At 60.5% G+C, this 20,266-nt stretch carries 16 protein-coding genes; 5 read left to right on the plus strand and 11 right to left on the minus strand.

Features of this window, described 5'->3' with window-relative positions; genetic code table 11:
- Window positions 1–264 precede the first annotated feature (264 nt).
- The 3 genes from OC605_RS23975 to OC605_RS23985 all read left to right on the plus strand — a co-directional run bounded on the left by OC605_RS23975 (window position 265) and on the right by OC605_RS23985 (window position 2,133).
- Window positions 265–741 (plus strand): hypothetical protein, encoded by a 477-nt coding sequence (locus OC605_RS23975; protein WP_262139908.1) that lies wholly within the window; start codon window positions 265–267, stop codon window positions 739–741.
- Between the two features lie 543 nt (window positions 742–1,284).
- The gene (locus OC605_RS23980; RefSeq protein ID WP_262139910.1) at window positions 1,285–1,572 is read left to right on the plus strand and encodes a hypothetical protein; all 288 of its coding nucleotides are present in this window, start codon (window positions 1,285–1,287) and stop codon (window positions 1,570–1,572) included.
- Window positions 1,573–1,719: 147 nt separating this feature from the next.
- Window positions 1,720–2,133: a hypothetical protein gene (locus OC605_RS23985; RefSeq protein WP_122506745.1), complete on the plus strand. Its 414-nt coding sequence runs from the start codon at window positions 1,720–1,722 to the stop codon at window positions 2,131–2,133.
- Between the two features lie 109 nt (window positions 2,134–2,242).
- On the opposite strand, the gene OC605_RS23990 is transcribed toward OC605_RS23985, so the two are convergent.
- From OC605_RS23990 to OC605_RS24020, 7 genes are all read right to left on the minus strand, one after another.
- Window positions 2,243–3,874 (minus strand): BatD family protein, encoded by a 1,632-nt coding sequence (locus OC605_RS23990; protein ID WP_262139912.1) that lies wholly within the window; start codon window positions 3,872–3,874, stop codon window positions 2,243–2,245.
- A complete protein-coding gene (locus tag OC605_RS23995; RefSeq protein ID WP_262139913.1) occupies window positions 3,871–5,607 on the minus strand; it encodes a tetratricopeptide repeat protein in 1,737 nt (578 codons plus the stop codon). The genes OC605_RS23990 and OC605_RS23995 overlap by 4 nt, the downstream gene beginning before the upstream one ends.
- Window positions 5,604–6,683 (minus strand): VWA domain-containing protein, encoded by a 1,080-nt coding sequence (locus tag OC605_RS24000; RefSeq protein ID WP_262139915.1) that lies wholly within the window; start codon window positions 6,681–6,683, stop codon window positions 5,604–5,606. Before OC605_RS24000 ends, OC605_RS23995 begins: the two co-directional genes overlap by 4 nt.
- The gene (locus tag OC605_RS24005) at window positions 6,676–7,173 is read right to left on the minus strand and encodes a DUF4381 domain-containing protein (protein ID WP_042606790.1); all 498 of its coding nucleotides are present in this window, start codon (window positions 7,171–7,173) and stop codon (window positions 6,676–6,678) included. The genes OC605_RS24000 and OC605_RS24005 overlap by 8 nt, the downstream gene beginning before the upstream one ends.
- Window positions 7,170–8,114 (minus strand): DUF58 domain-containing protein, encoded by a 945-nt coding sequence (locus tag OC605_RS24010; protein ID WP_016774988.1) that lies wholly within the window; start codon window positions 8,112–8,114, stop codon window positions 7,170–7,172. The genes OC605_RS24005 and OC605_RS24010 overlap by 4 nt, the downstream gene beginning before the upstream one ends.
- Before the next feature lie 5 nt (window positions 8,115–8,119).
- The gene (locus tag OC605_RS24015; protein WP_007913915.1) at window positions 8,120–9,079 is read right to left on the minus strand and encodes an AAA family ATPase; all 960 of its coding nucleotides are present in this window, start codon (window positions 9,077–9,079) and stop codon (window positions 8,120–8,122) included.
- Window positions 9,080–9,404: 325 nt separating this feature from the next.
- Window positions 9,405–9,758 carry a hypothetical protein gene (locus OC605_RS24020; RefSeq protein ID WP_262139919.1) on the minus strand — a complete coding sequence of 118 codons (354 nt, stop codon included), beginning with the start codon at window positions 9,756–9,758 and terminating at the stop codon, window positions 9,405–9,407.
- A 293-nt stretch (window positions 9,759–10,051) separates the two neighbouring features.
- Here OC605_RS24020 and OC605_RS24025 point away from each other — a divergent pair, with 293 nt between their 5' ends.
- A complete protein-coding gene (locus OC605_RS24025; RefSeq protein ID WP_262139921.1) occupies window positions 10,052–11,446 on the plus strand; it encodes a hypothetical protein in 1,395 nt (464 codons plus the stop codon).
- 478 nt (window positions 11,447–11,924) lie between these two features.
- Complete coding sequence (locus tag OC605_RS24030; protein WP_262139923.1) at window positions 11,925–16,820, plus strand: NAD-glutamate dehydrogenase; 4,896 nt, start codon at window positions 11,925–11,927, stop codon at window positions 16,818–16,820.
- Between the two features lie 164 nt (window positions 16,821–16,984).
- Here OC605_RS24030 and OC605_RS24035 read toward each other — a convergent pair whose 3' ends face one another.
- From OC605_RS24035 to OC605_RS24050, 4 genes are all read right to left on the minus strand, one after another.
- Window positions 16,985–17,698: an ATPase gene (locus OC605_RS24035; protein WP_262139925.1), complete on the minus strand. Its 714-nt coding sequence runs from the start codon at window positions 17,696–17,698 to the stop codon at window positions 16,985–16,987.
- Between the two features lie 217 nt (window positions 17,699–17,915).
- Complete coding sequence (locus OC605_RS24040) at window positions 17,916–18,317, minus strand: cupin domain-containing protein (protein ID WP_262139927.1); 402 nt, start codon at window positions 18,315–18,317, stop codon at window positions 17,916–17,918.
- 206 nt (window positions 18,318–18,523) lie between these two features.
- On the minus strand, window positions 18,524–18,817 hold the full coding sequence (locus OC605_RS24045) for a putative quinol monooxygenase (RefSeq protein ID WP_039763960.1): 294 nt from the start codon (window positions 18,815–18,817) through the stop codon (window positions 18,524–18,526).
- A 123-nt stretch (window positions 18,818–18,940) separates the two neighbouring features.
- A partial coding sequence (locus OC605_RS24050) for a PLP-dependent aminotransferase family protein (protein WP_262139929.1) occupies window positions 18,941–20,266 on the minus strand: 1,326 nt, incomplete at its 5' end.

A 20,266-nucleotide genomic window follows, 5' to 3' on the forward strand; every position in this document is an offset into this window, starting at 1 on the left:
GGACTCCGCTACAGAAAAGAGGTGATGGCCGCAGATGAAATGAGGGCGGCGAAAGAGGGGAGAGTTTACAGATTATTGCGCCGGTGGAGCTTGTCCCAGCGGAACGCCGCAGGGCATTTCGACGATTCGCTTGTTGACGCCCTTACAGCGGCTACCTAATATCGAGCCATCGTATTGATATCATCTCAGTCGCAAGCGTTACGTCCAGTCTTCAGCGTTATTCGATAAAGCTGACGCCGGAAGATCGAGTGGGGAGCCAATGTAATGCAAGTGATCAACTCTATGCCATTGGTTATCGACACAGAACCCTTCGACACATGGAAGCAGCAGTGGTCGAATCAGGAAGGCCTGGATATTCATTCGTATATCAACGACCAATGCCACCCGGAACAGATATTGATATTTTCCACGTTGCTGTTCCCGACGTTCATCGTGTCTGAGGGAGGCGTTTTCCTCGAGCGGAATTTTTCACATGAAGCGTTCGCGCGCTGCGTGAACCTGGCCGCTGGCGACATGGTGGAGGTTGAGCGGCTTATGAATTATGTGAAGATTTATGATGTTTTTGGCCAATACGGAAATGGTGTATCGCCGAGAATATTTCTTCAACTGTGCGAGATGATCGGATTTGCCTGGCGAATGGTGTTGAAGGAGAAATTCCCGGACACATTATTCACTGTCGAGGTGTCGAACTCGGATGAGGATTACGGCCCGGTGGTTACGTTTTATCAGGTGAAACAATGATTGATCCCTTCCCAACACTCGCTGATGAAAGATTTTTTGTTTTGATGTGTCCGCCTCAAGACCGTGGGCGAGTTTTTTACATTTCTTGAGTTGAGCCACCAATACAATGCCTAAATTTTCCTGTGTCTGCGGTCAGATAATCAATTTGTCTCATGGTACGTCCGAGTCAGAATATTCGATGGTTGCCGAGCGAAAGATAGATGAGCTGGGTGCTGCCTTGGCAGATCGTTGGTTGTCTGAGGAAGAGTTCTATCAGCAAATAGGTGCGGGTGCTACTACTGTTTATCGATGTAATAAATGCGAACGACTACATATTGATCAAGGTGGTGGAAACTTTTCTTCCTATATCAAGGAGCTATGATAGAGCGCGCCCACATGCTTTCGGGTAAGAGTGGGGACTGGATTGTTCGCCAGCAATAGGCTTCAAATGGACTTTTCAATTGCGGAGTACGGAGCGGCCGGCCCTTTGAATGGAAAGTTGTCCAGAGGACAAGTGCGCGACATTCTTGGAGCCGGTTTCGAAGTGTTCTGGATCACGCTGGCATGTCCCGAGAAGAATCAAGGAAGGCGCTTGGTGGTCGGTTTGAGGCGTTTTACAAAGCCGAAGATTCGACAGTACCGACCGACGCTTACGATGATTTAGGCGTGCACGTTTACTTTGATGAGCGCTACCGGCTCGTTGGCGTTGAGTTTTTGAAATGGAGTGAGCTTGTTTGGGACAACCAGAAACTGGTCGGTGAGAATGCGCTTGTGGTTCGACAGTTTTTGGCCAAGCGAGGAGAGGTTCTCGTTTCAATAATTCAGGCTTCAGTGTCACTGGCGTGGGTTTAAGGTTTTATGTGCCTGATTTCGAAGAAGGCGACGCCATCGTTGAGGCTGTCTACGTAGAGTTGTCCGTGTAAGACGCACCAGAAAACCAGGCTCATAGATCTTCTGGGACTGCGTAGCTTTCCCGAATTACTCGCTGAGAATGCATTTATGGAATTGCAATTTTTTTATCATAGGGCTGGCACTCACCCAGTATTGGGTGAGGTTTTTCATGACATGGCGCAAGTGAGCCCAGGCCAAGAGGGAGTTCAACGGTATGAGCTATATGTCTGCTCTGTCCTTGGCGCTATTGCCCAATACTCCGGGGATTGTGATCGCCTGCTTGAGTCCTTAACGTCAGTAATGAACGGCACTCAGCTATCAGTGTGTGAAGGCGGAAATGATGTTGTCCTGAATATTGATGCGAGTGGTGTACAGGTCGATATAAACATAAACGATGACTGGATCGGTCAGCCGGAAAGCAAATTCAGCTTGGAAGAGTGGAAGAAAATTATTGAAAGCTGGAAGTATTTGCTGGAGTTGCCAAAGGGCTCCGATGAAATTGTGCTGGTCAAACTGCCCTAGGTTCGACGGTACTCAGGAATCAGTACTTATGAGAATCAAAAGATCGCAGCCTTCGGCAGCTCCTGCTCACAATCCGTAGGCGCTACCAAAGGCTGCGATCTTTCGCTTTTCACTTCGGATAAAGCGGCGGCAATCCACTCTCACTTACCGGATCCTGCACGCGCTCGGCGGCGGGAATAGTACGTATCGCCCGCCACAAATCCTCACCCTGCCAGTGCTGCCCGGTCTCGCTGTACAGCGCGCCGTTCAGCCCGTCCAACGCATCCGACAACGGCACAAACCGCGCCGCCATGTCCGCCAGTGTCTCCGGCTGCTGCCGCGCCCAGGCGTCCAGTGCCTGGCGGGTGGCGTGGGGGTCGTTGGCCTGGCTGGCGCGTTTGATGTCGTCGAGCAGGGTGCGTGGACTCGGGCCGGTCTGGGCGGCGCGGTGGATTGCCGGTTGCCAGCGGGCGCGCCACCAGAGGCCGAAGCCGAGCAGGGTGGTGCAGGCGAGGATCAGGGTGCTGAGTTTCCACCACCACAGAGTGTCGTTGTCGGGCGTGCTCGGTTGCAGGGTGCCGGCCGGGGTGTCGATCTGCAGGCTGGGGTTGTTCGCCACTTGCAGGGTGCGCGCGGGCAGGCTGCTGTGTTCGAGGTGGTCTTCGAAGGTGTTCCACCAGACCACGTCGACGGTTGGCAGGTCGATCGCGCCGCTGCGGCTTGGCACCAGGGCTTCGCGTTCTTCGCGGCTGCCGATGATGCCGCGGTCGCTGCTCTGGTTGCTCAGCACCGGTTGATCGGGGTAGCGGCGCAGGCCGTTGACGTCGGTGGCGGGCAGGGCTGGCAGTTGTGAGCTGGCGAGGCCTTCGACTTTCAGGGTCAGGCTGCGGGTCAGGGAATCGCCGACCTGGGTGTGATCCGGTTCCGGGCTCCAGCTTTCGCTGAGGCTGAGGCTGCGCGCCGGCAGCCATGGCGCATCGACCGGGTAGGTCAGCGGTTTCGGTTTGACCATCAGCGGAATCGACGCAGAACTCACGTGCATCAATTTCCCAGGCTTCGGCCCCGAGGCGTCTGCTGATGGCGCGGTATCGACCAATGTCGCGCTGAACGTCTGCGGGGCGATCGTCAGCAAGCCGCTGTGTTGCGGGTAGATCGCGTAGCGCATCTCGATCACGCCGTGGCGCAGGCCATTGATGTCTTTCTCGTAGGTGCGGGTGTCGCCAAGTTGTTCGATGCGTGCGTCGGCGATTTGTAGCGGGCTCAGGCTGCTGTCGTCGTACAGCGACACCGAGTGGTAGATGCGCAGGGTCAGGATGGCCTGGGCCTGCACGTAAACGCTGGTCTGATCGAGGCTGGCTTCGATGAACACCGGATCAAGGCTGTTGTTGTCTTCGCGGTTGTCGCTGGCGATCACCTGCACGGTGATCGGCTGGCTCTGTGCTTCACCCAGTTGCAGCGGCGGAATCACTACGCTGCCGTTCTCTTTCGGCAGCAGGGTGATGATCCAGCGGGTGGTCGCGCGGTTGTCGCCGTTGAGGGTGTTGAGCTGGTTGACCTGGCGCGTGCCGCGCACTTCGAACAGCGCTTCCAGCGCCGACAGATCGGGCTTGCCGAATTGGGTGACGTCGTCAGTTTCGAGGGTGAGCTCGACCGTCTCGCCGGAGTTCAGGCGACTGCGATCCACGCTGGCGGTCAGCTCGGCCGCCTGAGCGGTGGCCGTGCAGATCAGCAGGGGCAGCAAGAGAGCGGTGAAGCGGGTCATCGATTGTTTTCCTGATCCTGATGTTGTTGCTGTTCGTACCAGAATTTGCGCCTGAGCAGTTCGCCCGGGTCGTCCGGGATCTTGCCCAGCCATTGCTCGAGCGCCTGACGCTGCTCGCCTTCGAGGTTGTTCTCGCTCGGGCGCAGGGTCGGCACCGTGTCGGTTTCCTCTTCCTCGTTGCTGCCGGGGATTTCATTGGGGCCTGGCAGCGGCGGGGCGGTCGGCGGCGGTTCGCTGGCCGACTCGGCCGGTTGCGCCTCGCTCTGGGTTTCACTGCTCACCGCCGGAGGGGGCGCGGTGGTGGGCGAAGGCTCATCGCCGGGCAGACTTTGTTCGTTTGGCTGGTTGTCCGGTTCCGACGGCGGCGGGGCGTTTTTCTGCTTCAGCAGGTTTTCCACCAGCGCCTTGTTGGTCTGCGCCGGACGTAGATCCGGTTGCAGTTCCAGCGCCTGTTCGTAGGCGTCGATTGCTGCTTCCAGCTCGCCACTTTTTGCCAAAGCGTTGCCACGATTGTAGTGGGCGCGGGCATCGCTGCCCTCGGCAAAACGCTGAGCGGCGCCACTGTAGTCGCCGGCCTCGTACAACGCCACCCCTTGCCACTGATGATCTTCAAAATGCTGCGCGGCTTCGGCCGGGCGTTTCTGCTTGAGCAGGTGCAAACCCTGCTGGTCGGGGCGCAGCCACAAATCTTCGAAGTCGAAAGCGTAGCTCGGTTGCGGCAGGCACCACAGCAGCGGCAGGCAGAACAGCCAGCCACGGCGCCCGGCACACGCAGCCAGCAACAACAGCGGCAACAGCAGCCAATAGCCCTGATCCGCCCAAGTATCCAGACGCACGGTCTGGCCGTCGTCGCGCAGGTTGCGCGGGCCGTTGAGCAGGCCAAGGGCGCCGAGATCAGCCTCGTCGAGTCGCGCCGGGTGATACTCGCCGCCGACGCTGTTGAGGAAAGTCGCCAGGCCCGGGCTGTCGAGTTGCGGCACGCGGATCGCGCCTTGCTCGTCCTTGAGGAAACTGCCGTCCTCCTGGGCAATCGGCGCACCTTCAGCGGTGCCGATGCCGAGCATCAGCAGTTGCGTCGACTCGCCATTGAGCGCACGGCGGATGCCTCGCCGTTCTTCTTCGTTGAGCGACGAACCGATCAGCAAAATCCGTCCCTGTCCCAGCGCACCTTGCTTGAGCAAGGCCAGCGCCTTGCCCACGGCCAGATCGGCGCGGTGGCCGGCTTCCGGCATCAGCGACGGCTTGAGCGCGTCGAGCAGGTTGCGACTGGTCGCCAGATCATCCGACAGCGGCACCAGCGTGTGCGCGCTGCCGGCATAAACGACGATGGCGGTCTGCGCATCGCTGCGCGCCTGCAACAGGTCGAACAGCTTGCGCCGCGCCTGTTCCAGACGCGTCGGCGGCGTGTCGGTGGCGAGCATCTCCGGGGTCAGTTCGAGCACGACTACCAGCGGATCGGCGGGGTTCTGGCTGGTCTGTTCGACGCGCTCCCAGCTCGGCCCAAGCAAGGCCAGAATGGTCAGCAACCACGCCACGCCTAGGGCGATCCACGGCAATTTGCTCTGGCGCCCGCTGCCGCCACTGAGCAGCGCAGCGTGAAATGCCGGCGGCAGAATCATCTGCCAGCGACCGGCGCGTTTCTGCCGGTGCCAGAGTTGCCAGAGCAGCCAGCCGAGCAGCGGCAACAGCAACAGCCACCAAGGGCGGAACCAGTGCGGCCAGAGCGCGATCATCGGCGCCTCCGCAGGCGCAGACGCTGCAAGCGCTCACGCCAGTCCGGCAGCGGACTTTGTAAATACAGTTGTTTGGTAAACAGGCGTTGCAGCGGATTGTCCGGCCACAGTTCGCGGACGACCAGCAACAGACTCAACCACAACGCCAGCGCCAGCGGCCAGTGATACAAGGCTTGCGCCGGGCGTGCCTGAGTCGGTTGCTGGGTCACCGGTTCGAGCTGGTCGAGGGTGTCCTTGATCGCTTGCAGCTCCAGGCCGTCATGGGCGCGGAAGTACTGGCCGCCGGTGATTTCGGCGATGGCTTTGAGCGCCGGCTCATCCAGATCAAGGCTCGGATTGACCCCGAGCAGGCCGGTCGAGCCGCTGTCCTCGGGATTGGCGCCGAGGCCGATCGGATAGATTCTGACGCCTTCACGGGCGGCCAGTTTTGCGGCGGTCAGCTGATTGATTTCGCCGCCATTGTTGGCGCCGTCGGTGACGAGAATCAGCACGCGACTTTGCGCCGGGCGCAGACGCAAGCGTTTGAGGGCCAGGCCGATGGCATCGCCGGCAAGAACACCGCGATCGGCGATGCCGATCCGCGCCTCGTCGAGCCACACGCGAACGGTGCGCCGGTCGAAGGTCAGCGGCGCTTGCAGGTAGGCCTGGCTGCCAAACAGGATCAGGCCGACGCGGTCGCCGTCGCGGCTTTCGAGGAAATCACCGAGCAAGTGCTGCACCAGCGACAGGCGACTGACTTCCTCGTCCTGCCATTGCATGTCGGGGAAATCCATCGAACCGGACACGTCCACCGCCACCAGCAGATCACGGCCACTGGCGGCAATCGGCAGTGGCTCGCCAAGCCATTGCGGGCGGGCGGCGGCGGTCAGCAGAATCAGCCACAGCAAGATAAACGGCGCCTGCTGCCGCCAGGCCGGCAAGTTGGCGCGGGCGCGGCGGCGGGCGAGGCCTTCGAGGTCGGCGAGGAAACTGACTTTTAGCGCCGGCTCGCCGCTGTCGGCCACCGGCAGGACAAGACGCATCAGCCACGGCAGCGGCAACAGCACGAAGATCCACGGCCAGGCGAACTCAAACATGTTTGCGAATCCACGTGTCGACCGCTTGGGTCAGGCCGGCGATGGCTTTGTCATCGAGTTTGCATTCCGGTTTGTACGCACCTTCGACGAGTACCATCCAGCGCGTCAGGCCGGCAGCCGGGCAGCGGTTATCGAGGAAGGCCAGCCATTTGCGACCGTTGAGGGTGTGGCTCTGGCTGTACGGATAGTGGTTGCGGCACAGGCGTTTGAGCAGGCCGTTGAGTTGTTGCAGCCAGGCGCCGGCGGGTGCGCCGTCGTAAGGCTTGGGCATTTGCGCCAGTTCGGCGAGCGCGGCGATGCGTACCGGGTCCAGCGGTTGCTCGGCGCGCACCACTGGGCGTTTTTTCATCGGAATGAAGCGGCGTAGCTTCCACACGGCAAAACCCAGCAGCGGCAACAGCAGAAGCAGCAGCCACCAGCCCGGCGCCGGTGGCCAGAAGGCGATCGGCGGCGGCGAGATCAGCGGTTGCAGTTGTTCGAGGCCGTTCATCGACCTTTCCCCGGACGCTGCGGGTTGAGGAACTCGCGCATCTGCTCGACCATTTCGCTCTGCGTGCTCAACGGCATCAGCAACACCCGCAGCTTTTGTGCGAGCAATTCCCAACGGGCGATGCGCGCTTCGGCCTGGGCGCGGTAGGTCTGGCGCAGGTCGAAGTTCAGCGTGTCGATTTCCAGTTGCGCGCCACGCTCGGCAAAGCGCAGCAGGCCGGCAGCGGGCAGGGCGTGATCGAGTGGGTCGGACAGCGGCAGCATCAGCAGATCACAATGCCGCGCCAGCAAACTCAACTGCTGCTCGGCGCTGTCGGACAACGCGCGTTCATCGCAAATGACGATGGCCAGACTGCCCGGACGCAGCACTTCCCGCGCGCGGCGCAGGGCCACGCCGAAAGCATCGCGATCCGGTTCGCGCTCGCTGTGCAGCGATTGATTGACCTTGACCAGACGGTTGAGCAGTTGCAGCAGGCTCTGTTTGCTGCGTCGAGGCTTGATTTCGTAGTGCTCGTTGTCGCCGAACACCAACCCGCCGACGCGGTCGTTGTGCCCCAGCGCGGCCCAGCCGATCAACGCTGCAACCTGCGCCGCCAGCACTGACTTGAACATCAGCCCCGAGCCGAAAAACAGCCGCGTACTTTGCTCGACCATGATGAAAATCGGTCGCTCGCGCTCTTCGTGGAACAGCTTGGTGTGCGGTTCCTGCGTGCGCGCGGTGACGCGCCAGTCGATGGTGCGCACGTCGTCACCGGCCTGATACACCCGCACTTGGTCGAAGTCGACGCCACGCCCACGGAATTTCGAGTGATGCAGGCCGATCAGCGGGCTGCGCTGACTCGGCGTCGAAAACAGTTGTACCTCGCGCACGCGGTGACGCATTTCGATCAGCTCGGCGAGGCTGATGCGGATACCGGGTTCGGAGGGCAGGGCGGCGTTCATGGGGGTCAAGCGACGGCGACGACGTCGAGAATCCGCTGCACCACGCGATCCTGATCGATGCCAGCGGCTTCGGCTTCGAACGACAGAATGATGCGATGGCGCAACACGTCGAACAGTACGGCCTGAATGTCTTCCGGGCTGACGAAATCGCGGCCGGCCAGCCAGGCGTGGGCGCGGGCGCAGCGATCGAGGGCGATCGAGCCGCGCGGACTGGCACCGTAAGCGATCCACTCGGCCATTTCCGGATCGAACTTGGCCGGGTTGCGCGTGGCCATGACCAGTTGCACCAGGTATTCCTCCACGGCGTCGGCCATGTACAAACCGAGGATTTCCTTGCGCGCGGCGAAGATCGCCTGCTGGCTGACCCGGCGCTCGGGCTTGGTCTCACCGTTCAGCGCCTCGCCACGGGCCTGCTGGAGGATGCGCCGTTCGACAGCGGCGTCGGGGAAGCCAATCTTGACGTGCATGAGGAAACGGTCGAGCTGGGCTTCCGGCAGCGGATAGGTGCCTTCCTGTTCGATCGGGTTCTGCGTGGCCATCACCAGAAACAGCGGCGACAGCTCATAGGTGCTGCGGCCGACGCTGACCTGGCGCTCGGCCATTGCTTCGAGCAAGGCCGACTGCACCTTGGCCGGCGCACGGTTGATTTCGTCGGCCAGCACCAGGTTGTGGAAGATCGGCCCTTGCTGGAAGACGAAACTGCCGGTTTCCGGACGGTAGATTTCGGTGCCGGTGATGTCGGCCGGCAGCAGGTCGGGGGTGAACTGAATTCGATGGAACTGGGCTTCGATGCCCTCGGCGAGTTCTTTGATCGCTTTGGTCTTGGCCAGACCGGGAGCGCCCTCGACCAGCATGTGGCCGTCGGCGAGCAGGGCGATGAGCAAACGCTCGATGAGTTTTTCCTGGCCGAGAATCTGCGTTGAAAGAAAGGTTCGCAGCGCCAGCAGCGCTTCACGATGTTCCATCGGTGACTGTTCCTGGAAAGGGGGTGGCCGGGGCGTTCGGATAACGCCGGGGCTGGGGGCGTTACTTTAATCCATCGTGGGGGGCGGCGACTAACGGCATTTTGTGCAAAAGAGCAAAAGATCGCGGCTTTTGGCAGCTTCCCGGTTGGAATGCGATCCCCTGTAGTAGCTGCCGAAGGCTGCGATCTTTTGATCTCCTGTCAGGAGGAAATTTATCGGGTGGCAGTTCCGGCCTCTTCGCGAGCAGGCTCGCTCCCACAGGGTCTGGTGTACGCATTCCAATGTGGGAGCGAGCCTGCTCGCGAAAGGGCCAGCCCGGTCAATATCAAACCTCGCTGATAAAGGTCCCGGTGCCATCGAGAATGTTCTTCAAAGTCTCGACAACCTCATCCATATCCACCATATCCGGATTAAAACTGATCTCCAGCACATCATCGCCATTCAACGCATCGGCATCCGCCGCAGCAATCTCGATCTTCAGCAGATTCGGCGTCAGCGTGACCTTCACTCCGTCAAGCGTCGAAGGCTCGCCATCCAGGGTGATCTCCAGCTCATCCTCATCCGGATAACGGCTCATCAGGAACATCTCGCCCTTGTCGCTGTGGCAGCAGAGCATGGCCATGTTGTCTTCTTCGTCGTCGCACGGGTTGACGATCAGTAGGGCGGTGGTCATTTGCATGGGGGAAATCCTGGGCAGTGGCGGCGGTGAGTCTTTTCGAAGGCGCGATTTTGCCAGTCTCAACCGGTTTGCGCTGCCTGCATCGGTAAAAAGTGGCAAAGCAGGATATTTCCGTCGCCCATTTCCGAGTAGCAAGAAGGGAAAATCCGACGCCAGCGTAAGGCAATTACCGGATGGGCAAAATCCATCCGAAATTGCGATTTTTCGCTTGTGATCGCCGCCTTTTTACCGTTAGTTTCGCCGCTCTTGCGCAATGGAGTGCGTTACGACAACCCCAAAAAGGGAACTTTGCCATGACCCAATATTTCGACCGCGGCGAACAAATCCGCCACCTGTCCGATGAACAGATCGAGGAAATCTACAAGCGCTATCTCGAAGGCGAAAAAACTGCCGCGCTGATGGCGGAATTTCAGATCCCTGCATCGGTGCGCAGTCTGCTCAAGGTTCTGCCCCCGGTTATCAGTGCCGACCTCAGTTGTCCTTACTGCAAACTGCCGATGTGGGTGCGCCGACACGCCAGAGGTACTCCGCTTTCGCTGCGCAGTACCTTCAAATGCGTACGCTGTGAGCACCAGCAAAGCCTTCCCGGCACCAATACCCGCCACACGACTTGCAGCTGCACAGAATGTTTCAAGGTGCGCCAGCAGCAGCTTGCCGCCCGGGCCGCGCGTGATCGCCTGGAATTGGAAGCTCGATATGGCGCGCGATGCCCCGCAGTGCCTTACGCCAATCTGGGGTTTGTGCAGAAGCTGACGTTGCTCGCTTTGCTGGATGATGGTTACGGCGCAACCGTTGAATGGATTGCGCCGTTGAATGCGCCATCCAGAGAAGAGCTGCTCGCCCTGACGTTCGAGGCCCGTGAGGAGCTGCTCAAAGGCCTGCACGAAGCCGGAGTGCTGGCTGTTTCCACCGATTCCGACATCAACGCCTTCGATCGCAGCGAGGGCTGCAATATCCGCGAGTACAGCGCGGTGCGCTGGCTGCCCAGCGTCACGCTCGACGGCGTAACGCGCTGTGCCCGCGAGAATTTGTATCAGGTGCTGTATCAGGAGTTGTCGGGCAGCGTCAAAGCCGCCTGGAAGAGCGAAATCTATTCGCTGGTCTTCAGTCTCGCCCGCGAAGCGTCCATTCAATACATCCGTGTGCTGGCCGCTGAAGTGGATTTTGCCTTCACGGCCGAGGCCCGTGCCGAGGAGGTGGTCGGGCAGTTGCTGCAGGACTTCTCGGTGAGTCAGTTGTATTACTTCGCCCGCTTGGCGGTACGAAACGCCGCGCACTTTTATGCCACCGGCAATTCCAAAGGGCGCAGTCACGCCTCCAACACCATTCCGCGCAACATGCTGAGCACGGCGCAGGACGCGCTCGCGCGCAACTGGCGCAAGAACGCCCATCGCGATGCGCGAGTACCGCAAACGGCCTTGCAGCGCTTGCTCTACGACGTGGTGCTCAAGGACAGCGGCGCCGGATTTTCCAAATCGCCGGGCATGTACTGGCGTGACGAACTGGTCCCGCAATTCTTTTGCGCCGTGGCGTTCGACAGCGACTTGCTCAGCCATCTGCGCCTGTTCTGCCGCGAATGCGATTCGAGCAACATCGACGCCAGCATGGACAAGCAGATCCTGCAGACGATGTGCTACGACTGCGCCACGGTAAGCAAATTCAGAGCCTTTGAGGAACTGCCGGACTGATCCGCGTCAACCGCTGGCGCTGAACCGGATGCCACGCTCAGGGTCGATAACAGGGCCTTGGGCGTTTTCGTTTCCGGATATGTAACGTCCTCGACGACCGACCTGGCACGAAAGTCCCGTGAAACCGGGGTTCGAACCTGCATTTCGGCGCACGCCTGCTAGTGTTGATGCAGGCCAAACCCTGCATTTACGTGCCAATGACCGAATATGTCGCAGCACCGCAAGCAGACACATTGTCGCACCCATTAAGCTGCGCAACGGATGAGCACCCGTAAAGGCATTGCCGGCAGTGCTGGCAGTCGCTTTTGCAGATGCTCATTCATGGAAGGTGAATGTGACCTGAGTGTCCCGTCCAGCTTCACCCACCTGTCTCCCTGTTTCCTCTGCCCGAGAATCAGGAACAGGGCGACACCAGCCCCGAAAGGGGTGTTGCACGCGACGCTTTCCATCAATAACAAGCTTAAGCGGAGTACCACAGATGGCGTTCTTCACCGCAGCCAGCAAAGCCGACTTCCAGCACCAACTGCAAGCGGCACTGGCGCAGCACATCAGTGAACAGGCACTGCCACAAGTGGCGCTGTTCGCTGAACAATTCTTCGGCATCATTTCCCTGGACGAGCTGACTCAACGTCGCCTCTCCGACCTCGCTGGCTGTACTCTCTCTGCGTGGCGCCTGCTTGAGCGCTTCGATCACGCGCAACCGCAAGTGCGTGTCTACAACCCCGATTACGAACGCCACGGCTGGCAGTCGACCCACACCGCGGTCGAAGTGCTGCACCACGACCTGCCATTTCTGGTCGACTCGGTGCGTACCGAGCTGAACCGTCGCGGCTACAGCATTCACACCCTGCAGACCACCGTGCTCAGCGTACGTCGTGGCAGCAAGGGCGAATTGCTGGAAGTCCTGCCAAAAGGCAGCATCGGCGAAGGCGTGCTGCACGAATCGCTGATGTACCTGGAAATCGACCGTTGCGCCAACGCGGCCGAGCTGAACGTGCTGAGCAAAGAGCTTGAGCAGGTGCTCGGTGAAGTGCGCGTCGCCGTCGCTGACTTCGAGCCGATGAAAGCCAAGGTGCAGGACATCCTCACCCAGCTGAACAACAGCGCCTATCCGGTCGATGCCGACGAAAAGAACGAAATCAAGAGCTTCCTGGAATGGCTGGTGGGCAACCACTTCACCTTCCTCGGCTACGAAGAGTTCGTGGTCACCGACCAGGCCGATGGCGGCCACATCGAGTACGACCAGAGCTCCTTCCTCGGCCTGACCAAACTGCTGCGCACCGGCCTGACCTACGAAGACCTGCGCATCGAAGACTACGCCGTCTCCTACCTGCGCGAACCGACCCTGCTGTCGTTCGCCAAGGCTGCGCACCCGAGCCGCGTGCATCGTCCGGCTTACCCGGACTACGTGTCGATCCGTGAAATCGACGCCGACGGCAAAGTCATCAAGGAACACCGTTTCATGGGCCTGTACACCTCCTCGGTGTACGGCGAGAGCGTGCGAGTCATCCCGTTCATCCGCCGCAAGGTCGAAGAAATCGAGCGCCGCTCCGGCTTCCAGTCCAAGGCTCACCTGGGCAAGGAACTGGCGCAGGTCCTCGAAGTGCTGCCGCGTGATGATCTGTTCCAGACCCCGGTCGACGAACTGTTCACCACCGTGATGTCGATCGTGCAGATCCAGGAACGCAACAAGATCCGCGTGTTTCTGCGTAAAGACCCGTACGGTCGCTTCTGCTACTGCCTGGCCTACGTGCCGCGCGACATCTATTCCACCGAAGTGCGCCAGAAGATCCAGCAAGTGCTGATGGAGCGCCTGAAAGCCTCCGACTGCGAATTCTGGACGTTCTTCTCGGAATCCGTGCTGGCCCGCGTGCAGCTGATTCTGCGCGTCGATCCGAAGAACCGCCTCGACATCGACCCGCTGCTGCTGGAAAAAGAAGTGGTCCAGGCCTGCCGCAGCTGGCAGGACGACTACGCCGCACTGACCGTCGAAAGCTTCGGCGAAGCCCACGGCACCAACGTGCTGGCCGACTTCCCGAAAGGCTTCCCGGCCGGTTACCGCGAGCGTTTTGCCGCGCATTCGGCCGTGGTCGACATGCAGCACCTGCTGAGCCTCAACGAAAAAAATCCGCTGGTGATGAGCTTTTATCAGCCGCTCGGTCAGGTCTCCGGCCAGCGCGAGCTGCATTGCAAGCTGTATCACGCCGACACGCCGCTGGCGCTGTCCGACGTCCTGCCGATTCTGGAAAACCTCGGTCTGCGCGTACTCGGTGAATTCCCGTATCGCCTGCGTCACACCAATGGCCGCGAGTTCTGGATTCACGACTTCGCGTTCACTGCTGCCGAAGGTCTGGACCTCGACATCCAGCAACTCAACGACACCCTGCAGGACGCGTTCGTACACATCGTGCGCGGCGATGCCGAGAACGATGCGTTCAACCGTCTGGTGCTGACCGCCGGTCTGCCATGGCGCGACGTGGCGCTGCTGCGTGCCTACGCCCGTTACCTGAAGCAGATTCGTCTGGGCTTCGACCTGGGTTACATCGCCAGCACCCTGAACAACCACACCGACATCGCTCGCGAACTGACCCGGTTGTTCAAGACCCGTTTCTACCTGGCGCGCAAGCTCGGCAGCGATGATCTGGAAGACAAGCAACTGCGTCTGGAACAAGCGATTCTGACCGCACTGGACGATGTTCAGGTGCTCAACGAAGACCGCATCCTGCGTCGTTACCTGGATCTGATCAAAGCCACCCTGCGCACCAACTTCTATCAGACTGACGCCAACGGCCAGAACAAGTCGTACTTCAGCTTCAAGTTCAACCCGCATGCTATCCCTGAGCTGCCCAAGCCAGTGCCGAAGTTCGAAATCTTCGTGTACTCGCCACGCGTCGAAGGCGTGCACCTGCGCTTCGGCAACGTTGCCCGTGGTGGTCTGCGCTGGTCCGACCGTGAAGAAGACTTCCGTACCGAAGTGCTCGGCCTGGTAAAAGCCCAGCAAGTGAAGAACTCGGTCATCGTGCCAGTGGGCGCGAAGGGCGGCTTCCTGCCGCGTCGTCTGCCACTGGGCGGCAGCCGTGACGAGATCGCGGCCGAGGGCATCGCCTGCTACCGCATCTTCATTTCCGGTCTGTTGGACATCACCGACAACCTGAAGGACGGCGCACTGGTACCGCCGGTCAACGTCGTGCGTCATGACGACGATGACCCGTACCTGGTGGTCGCGGCGGACAAGGGCACTGCAACCTTCTCCGACATCGCCAACGGCATTGCCATCGACTACGGCTTCTGGCTGGGTGACGCGTTTGCCTCCGGTGGTTCGGCCGGTTACGACCACAAGAAAATGGGCATCACCGCCAAGGGCGCGTGGGTCGGCGTACAGCGCCACTTCCGCGAGCGCGGCATCAATGTCCAGGAAGACAGCATCACGGTGGTTGGTGTCGGCGACATGGCCGGCGACGTGTTCGGTAACGGCCTGTTGATGTCCGACAAGCTGCAACTGGTCGCTGCGTTCAACCACATGCACATCTTCATCGACCCGAACCCGAACCCGGCGACCAGTTTCGTCGAGCGTCAGCGTCTGTTCGATCTGCCGCGTTCGGCCTGGACCGACTACGACACCAGCATCATGTCCGAAGGTGGCGGTATCTTCTCGCGCAGCGCGAAGAGCATCGCGATCTCGCCGCAGATGAAAGAACGCTTCGACATCAAGGCTGACAAGCTGACCCCGACCGAACTGCTCAATGCCTTGCTCAAGGCGCCGGTGGATCTGTTGTGGAACGGCGGTATCGGCACCTACGTCAAGGCCAGCACCGAAAGCCACGCCGATGTCGGCGACAAGGCCAACGATGCGCTGCGCGTCAACGGCAACGAGCTGCGCTGCAAAGTCGTGGGCGAGGGCGGTAACCTCGGCATGACCCAACTGGGTCGTGTGGAATTCGGCTTGAATGGCGGCGGCTCCAACACCGACTTCATCGACAACGCCGGTGGCGTGGACTGCTCCGACCACGAAGTGAACATCAAGATCCTGCTGAACGAAGTGGTTCAGGCTGGTGACATGACCGACAAGCAACGCAACCAGTTGTTGGCGAGCATGACCGACGAAGTCGGCAATCTGGTGCTGGGCAACAACTACAAGCAGACTCAGGCCCTGTCCCTGGCGGCGCGCCGTGCCTACGCGCGCATCGCTGAGTACAAGCGTCTGATGAGCGATCTGGAAGGCCGTGGCAAGCTGGACCGTGCCATCGAGTTCCTGCCGACCGAAGAGCAACTGACCGAGCGCGTCGCTGAGGGCCACGGCCTGACCCGTCCTGAGCTGTCGGTGCTGATTTCCTACAGCAAGATCGACCTGAAAGAGCAGTTGCTGGGCTCGCTGGTGCCGGACGACGATTACCTGACCCGCGACATGGAAACGGCGTTCCCGCCGACCCTGGTCAGCAAGTTCTCCGAAGCCATGCGTCGTCACCGTCTGAAGCGCGAGATCGTCAGCACCCAGATCGCCAACGATCTGGTCAACCACATGGGCATCACTTTTGTGCAGCGACTCAAAGAGTCGACCGGCATGAGCCCGGCGAACGTGGCTGGCGCTTACGTGATCGTGCGCGACATCTTCCACCTCCCGCACTGGTTCCGTCAGATCGAAGCGCTGGACTATCAGGTTTCCGCTGACGTGCAGCTGGAACTGATGGACGAGCTGATGCGTCTGGGCCGTCGTGCCACGCGCTGGTTCCTGCGTGCCCGCCGCAACGAGCAGAACGCTGCCCGTGACGTCGCGCACTTCGGTCCGCATCTGAAAGAGCTGGGTCTGAAACTCGACGAACTGCTCAGCGGCGAAATCCGCGAGAACTGGCAGTCGCGCTATCAGGCGTACGTCGAAGCCGGTGTGCCGGAATTGCTGGCGCGTATGGTTGCGGGCACCTCGCACCTGTACACGCTGCTGCCGATCATCGAAGCCGCCGACGTCACCGGGCAGGACCCGGCCGAAGTGGCCAAGGCTTACTTCGCCGTGGGCTCTGCGCTGGACATCACCTGGTACCTGCAACAGATCAGCGCCCTGCCGGTGGAAAACAACTGGCAGGCTCTGGCCCGTGAAGCGTTCCGTGATGATGTCGACTGGCAGCAACGGGCGATCACCATCTCCGTCCTGCAACAGGGCGACGGCTCCCAGGACGTGGAAGCACGCCTGGCGCTGTGGATGGCCCAGCACGAAAGCATGATCGAACGCTGGCGCGCCATGCTGGTGGAAATCCGTGCTGCGAGCGGTACGGACTACGCCATGTACGCGGTGGCCAACCGCGAACTGCTGGATCTGGCGTTGAGCGGGCAAGCGATCCTGCCTGCGGTTGCTGCGAGCGCCGAGCTTGAACTGGCGTAAGTAGTGGCTGAATGAAAAAGCCCCGGTGTCGAGAGATGCCGGGGCTTTTTTATGCCTGTGTTTTTTTTGGTGTCTGGGCTGGCGTTTTCGCGAGCAGGCTCGCTCCCACAGTTGATCGCATTCCAAATGTTGGAGCGAGCCTGCTCGCGAAGAGGCACTTACATTCAATACAACTTTTGAGCTGGTTTACCCTCAAGCATCGACACTTTCTCCCCCGGCCGCACAACCAGATTACTCAGCGAACGGTCAAACTCGCGCAACGCCGCCAGCTGCAATTCCTCCTGCTGATTGATATCCGCGACGATTTCTTCCGAGCGCTTGAAGTCCGCCCACACCGGGGTCAGTTCCCGCGCCTGCGAGCCCTTCGCTGTGCCGATGTAGTTCAATTGCGCATCGTAAAAATCGGCACTGACATCCGCGCGGATATCCGAGCTGCGCGAGGTGATCAACTGGCTGTGGGTATCGACGATCGCCACCACATCCGGCCTGGCGGCACGCAGGCTTTGCATGTCTGGGTACACCGTCACCGAGCCGAACTGGCGTTGCAGCGAAGCATTGACCCACTGCACCGCGCGATCCGGGCTGGAGCTGGCGACGTAGGCGTCGTGGATCGGTTGCACCAGCAGGCTCTGACCCAAACCGGTGCCGGCCTTGGCCTGATACTCGCGCAAGTATTGGCGATTGGCCTGGGTGCCGGGGCTGTAAATCACCCCCAGCGAGACGCCGGGACCGCTCTTGACCTGAGTAGCACTGCTGCGACCGGTCGGGTGCGGCAGCAGCGTGTCGAGGGATGACACGGCTTGCGGAGCAGTGGGAACAGAGCAGGCAGAGAGCAGCAGAACGGAGATCGCCAGCAAGGCGGGAAGCGCAGGTTTCATGGTGTTTCTCCCGTGAAACAAGGTCTGTCGAGGAGTGTGCACGGGCCGAAGATATCGGCGGATATTCAGGGTAAACCTGCCGGCCTGACCGTTGCCTGAATAACCTGTGCGGGTTTAGTTTTATTGGCTTTAAGCGTTTGCAGGTAATGCCCCAAGGCAATAAAAAAGGCGCAAATGCTCGATTCGCGCCTTTCGTTTATGGCTGGCCGTTCAGCCATCAGTTTTCCAGCGGGATCAGCACCTGCTCATCCGGGGCCAGGACCATGAACACCAGCAACTTGGCCGGCTTGGTCGAACTGGCGTTTTTCGACACCAGATGCTCGGAACCGGCCGGCTCGTACCAGAACTGGCCCTTCTTGTAAGTGATCGCTTTTTCGCCCTTGACCTGTGAAATCACCTCGCCGTCCAGTACGTAAGCCATCGCCGTACCTTCGTGTTTGTGCGCGATCGAGGATTGCCCGGGCTGGTAGTCAACTTCGATCATCATGGCTTTCTTGCCGGGGGCGTTTTTCAGCAGTTGTTCCTGCAGGACGGTGATTTTCTCGGACGGGTCGTGAGCCATTGCCGAAGCGGACAGGCTGAAGGCGAGGGCGGCGGCGACGAGGTGCAGGGCTTTCATGGCGGGTTACCTGTGATGGTTGGGGTGTTGCTGATCACAGTAGTCCGCAGGGTGGCGCATTCAAACGGCCAATATTCGGGAAGATCAGGTGACCAATTGGCCTCGGAAGGATTTCGGTGCGGCGCAAATCGCCTTCGCGAGCAGGCTCGCTCCCACAGTTGACCGCATTCCAAATGTGGGAGCGAGCCTGCTCGCGAAGGGGCATATCAAACAATGGGAAAGCTGTTGAAATCCACGCTATTGGCCAGGCGGCTGTCGATCAGGTCGATAAACCCCTGTGCCTCGGGCCGGTTGAAATGCGCCTGCATCGCCGCTTCCGACTGCCAGCGCGCGCTGACCGTCCAGCGGTGGCTGTCTTCGGGGCAGCGGTCGACCAGGTAGGAATCGCAGCCCGGAGTTTCGCGCAGGGTGTCGACGATCTTCTGCAATTGCTTGCCGAGCTCTTCCGAGCGGCCCGCAGCAGCCTTCACCTCAACCGTATTGATCACTTCGCTGGACATTGCTCACACTCCTGAATCAGGCCGGACGAATCCTGCTCATTGAGGGATAACGCCTGTGCAGAATAGGCCTGCCGCCGTGAATCACCAATAACCAATCGGCGGTAAAAGCCTTATACCAACGGCTCATGACAGCTGTTCGAGGATGTCGCGCAGGCGATCGAGGGCGATGTCGATGTCGAGGGTTTCGATAGCGCCGAAACCGAAGTAAAGGCCTTCTTTCGCCGGCTGCTGGTAGTAGAAACCACTGATCGCATACAGGCCGACCTCGACCTTTTTTGCCAGCTCGATGACCAACGGCAAATCGATCGGCACCTTGCAGAACACCGCCATGTGAAACCCGGCACTGGCCGGCACGGCTTGCAGCCATGGCGCCAGATCCGTCGCCATGCGCTCCAGGATGCGTTCGCGGCGTTGCGCGTAGATCGTGTGGCAGCGGCGGATGTGCTTGAGCAGGCAACCTTCGGCGATGAACTTGGCCAGCGCCCATTGCGGCAGGGTCGAGGCGTGCAGATCGGTCAACTGCTTGGCGCGAATCACCGCTTCGATGATCGACGGCGGCAGGATCGCGTAGCCCAGGCGCAACTCCGGCAGCAAGGTTTTCGAGAAGGTGCCGACGTAGGCGACGATACCGCGCTGATCGAGGTTGTACAGCGAATCGGTGGGCCGGCCTTCGTAGCGGAATTCGCTGTCGTAATCATCCTCGATGATGATCGCGCCGAGCTCGTGGGCACGGGCGAGCAGGGCCTCGCGGCGCGCCTGACTCATGGCCATGCCCAGCGGAAACTGGTGCGACGGGGTGACGTAAATGAGCCGCGTGCCATCGGGAATGTGCTCGACCTGAATACCCTCGGCATCCACCGGCACGCCGACCACTTCGGCGCCGTGGGTGCCGAACAGCAAGCGCGCGGGTGGATAGCCCGGATCTTCCATCGCCACCAGGTCGCCCGGGCGGGTCAGTACCCGGGCAATCAGGTCCAGCGCCTGCTGCGCGCCGTTGCACACCACGATGTCCTCGTCCTGACAGTTGATGCCGCGAGAAAAGGCGATGTGCCGGGCGATCGCATTGCGCAGCGCCGGCAAGCCTTCGGCGACGCTGTAGAAGCCTTTCGACTGCGCCATCTGCCGCATCGCATGGGCGACGCAGCGGCGCCAGTCGTCGTGTGGGAACTGGCCTTTGCTGGTGGCGCCACCGATGAAGTCGTAGCGCAGCGAACCTTCAAGCGTCGGGTGACGGAGGAACACCGGCAGATTGCGCCAGCTCTCGATCACCTCGGCACTGGCCAGCTCGGTGTGGCTCTGCTTGCGCTGCACCTGCGCCGGGCGGGCGTTGACGTAGGTGCCTTTGCCGATCACCCCGGTGAGGAAATTTTCGTAGGTCAGCTGCGCGTAAGTGTCGGAAATGGTCTTGCGCGAGATGCCCAATTGCTCGGCCAGCAAGCGGCTCGGCGG

The sequence above is a fragment of the Pseudomonas sp. Marseille-Q5117 genome (assembly GCF_946901175.1).
Lineage (GTDB): Bacteria > Pseudomonadota > Gammaproteobacteria > Pseudomonadales > Pseudomonadaceae > Aquipseudomonas > Aquipseudomonas iranensis.

Coding starts and splice junctions, on each gene's coding strand:
- OC605_RS23975 (WP_262139908.1), top strand. CDS start 265: ATGCAAGTGATCAACTCTATGCCATTGGTTATCGACACAGAACCCTTC.
- OC605_RS23980 (WP_262139910.1), top strand. CDS start 1,285: ATGTCCCGAGAAGAATCAAGGAAGGCGCTTGGTGGTCGGTTTGAGGCG.
- OC605_RS23985 (WP_122506745.1), top strand. CDS start 1,720: ATGGAATTGCAATTTTTTTATCATAGGGCTGGCACTCACCCAGTATTG.
- OC605_RS23990 (WP_262139912.1), bottom strand. CDS start 3,874: ATGACCCGCTTCACCGCTCTCTTGCTGCCCCTGCTGATCTGCACGGCC.
- OC605_RS23995 (WP_262139913.1), bottom strand. CDS start 5,607: ATGATCGCGCTCTGGCCGCACTGGTTCCGCCCTTGGTGGCTGTTGCTG.
- OC605_RS24000 (WP_262139915.1), bottom strand. CDS start 6,683: ATGTTTGAGTTCGCCTGGCCGTGGATCTTCGTGCTGTTGCCGCTGCCG.
- OC605_RS24005 (WP_042606790.1), bottom strand. CDS start 7,173: ATGAACGGCCTCGAACAACTGCAACCGCTGATCTCGCCGCCGCCGATC.
- OC605_RS24010 (WP_016774988.1), bottom strand. CDS start 8,114: ATGAACGCCGCCCTGCCCTCCGAACCCGGTATCCGCATCAGCCTCGCC.
- OC605_RS24015 (WP_007913915.1), bottom strand. CDS start 9,079: ATGGAACATCGTGAAGCGCTGCTGGCGCTGCGAACCTTTCTTTCAACG.
- OC605_RS24020 (WP_262139919.1), bottom strand. CDS start 9,758: ATGCAAATGACCACCGCCCTACTGATCGTCAACCCGTGCGACGACGAA.
- OC605_RS24025 (WP_262139921.1), top strand. CDS start 10,052: ATGACCCAATATTTCGACCGCGGCGAACAAATCCGCCACCTGTCCGAT.
- OC605_RS24030 (WP_262139923.1), top strand. CDS start 11,925: ATGGCGTTCTTCACCGCAGCCAGCAAAGCCGACTTCCAGCACCAACTG.
- OC605_RS24035 (WP_262139925.1), bottom strand. CDS start 17,698: ATGAAACCTGCGCTTCCCGCCTTGCTGGCGATCTCCGTTCTGCTGCTC.
- OC605_RS24040 (WP_262139927.1), bottom strand. CDS start 18,317: ATGAAAGCCCTGCACCTCGTCGCCGCCGCCCTCGCCTTCAGCCTGTCC.
- OC605_RS24045 (WP_039763960.1), bottom strand. CDS start 18,817: ATGTCCAGCGAAGTGATCAATACGGTTGAGGTGAAGGCTGCTGCGGGC.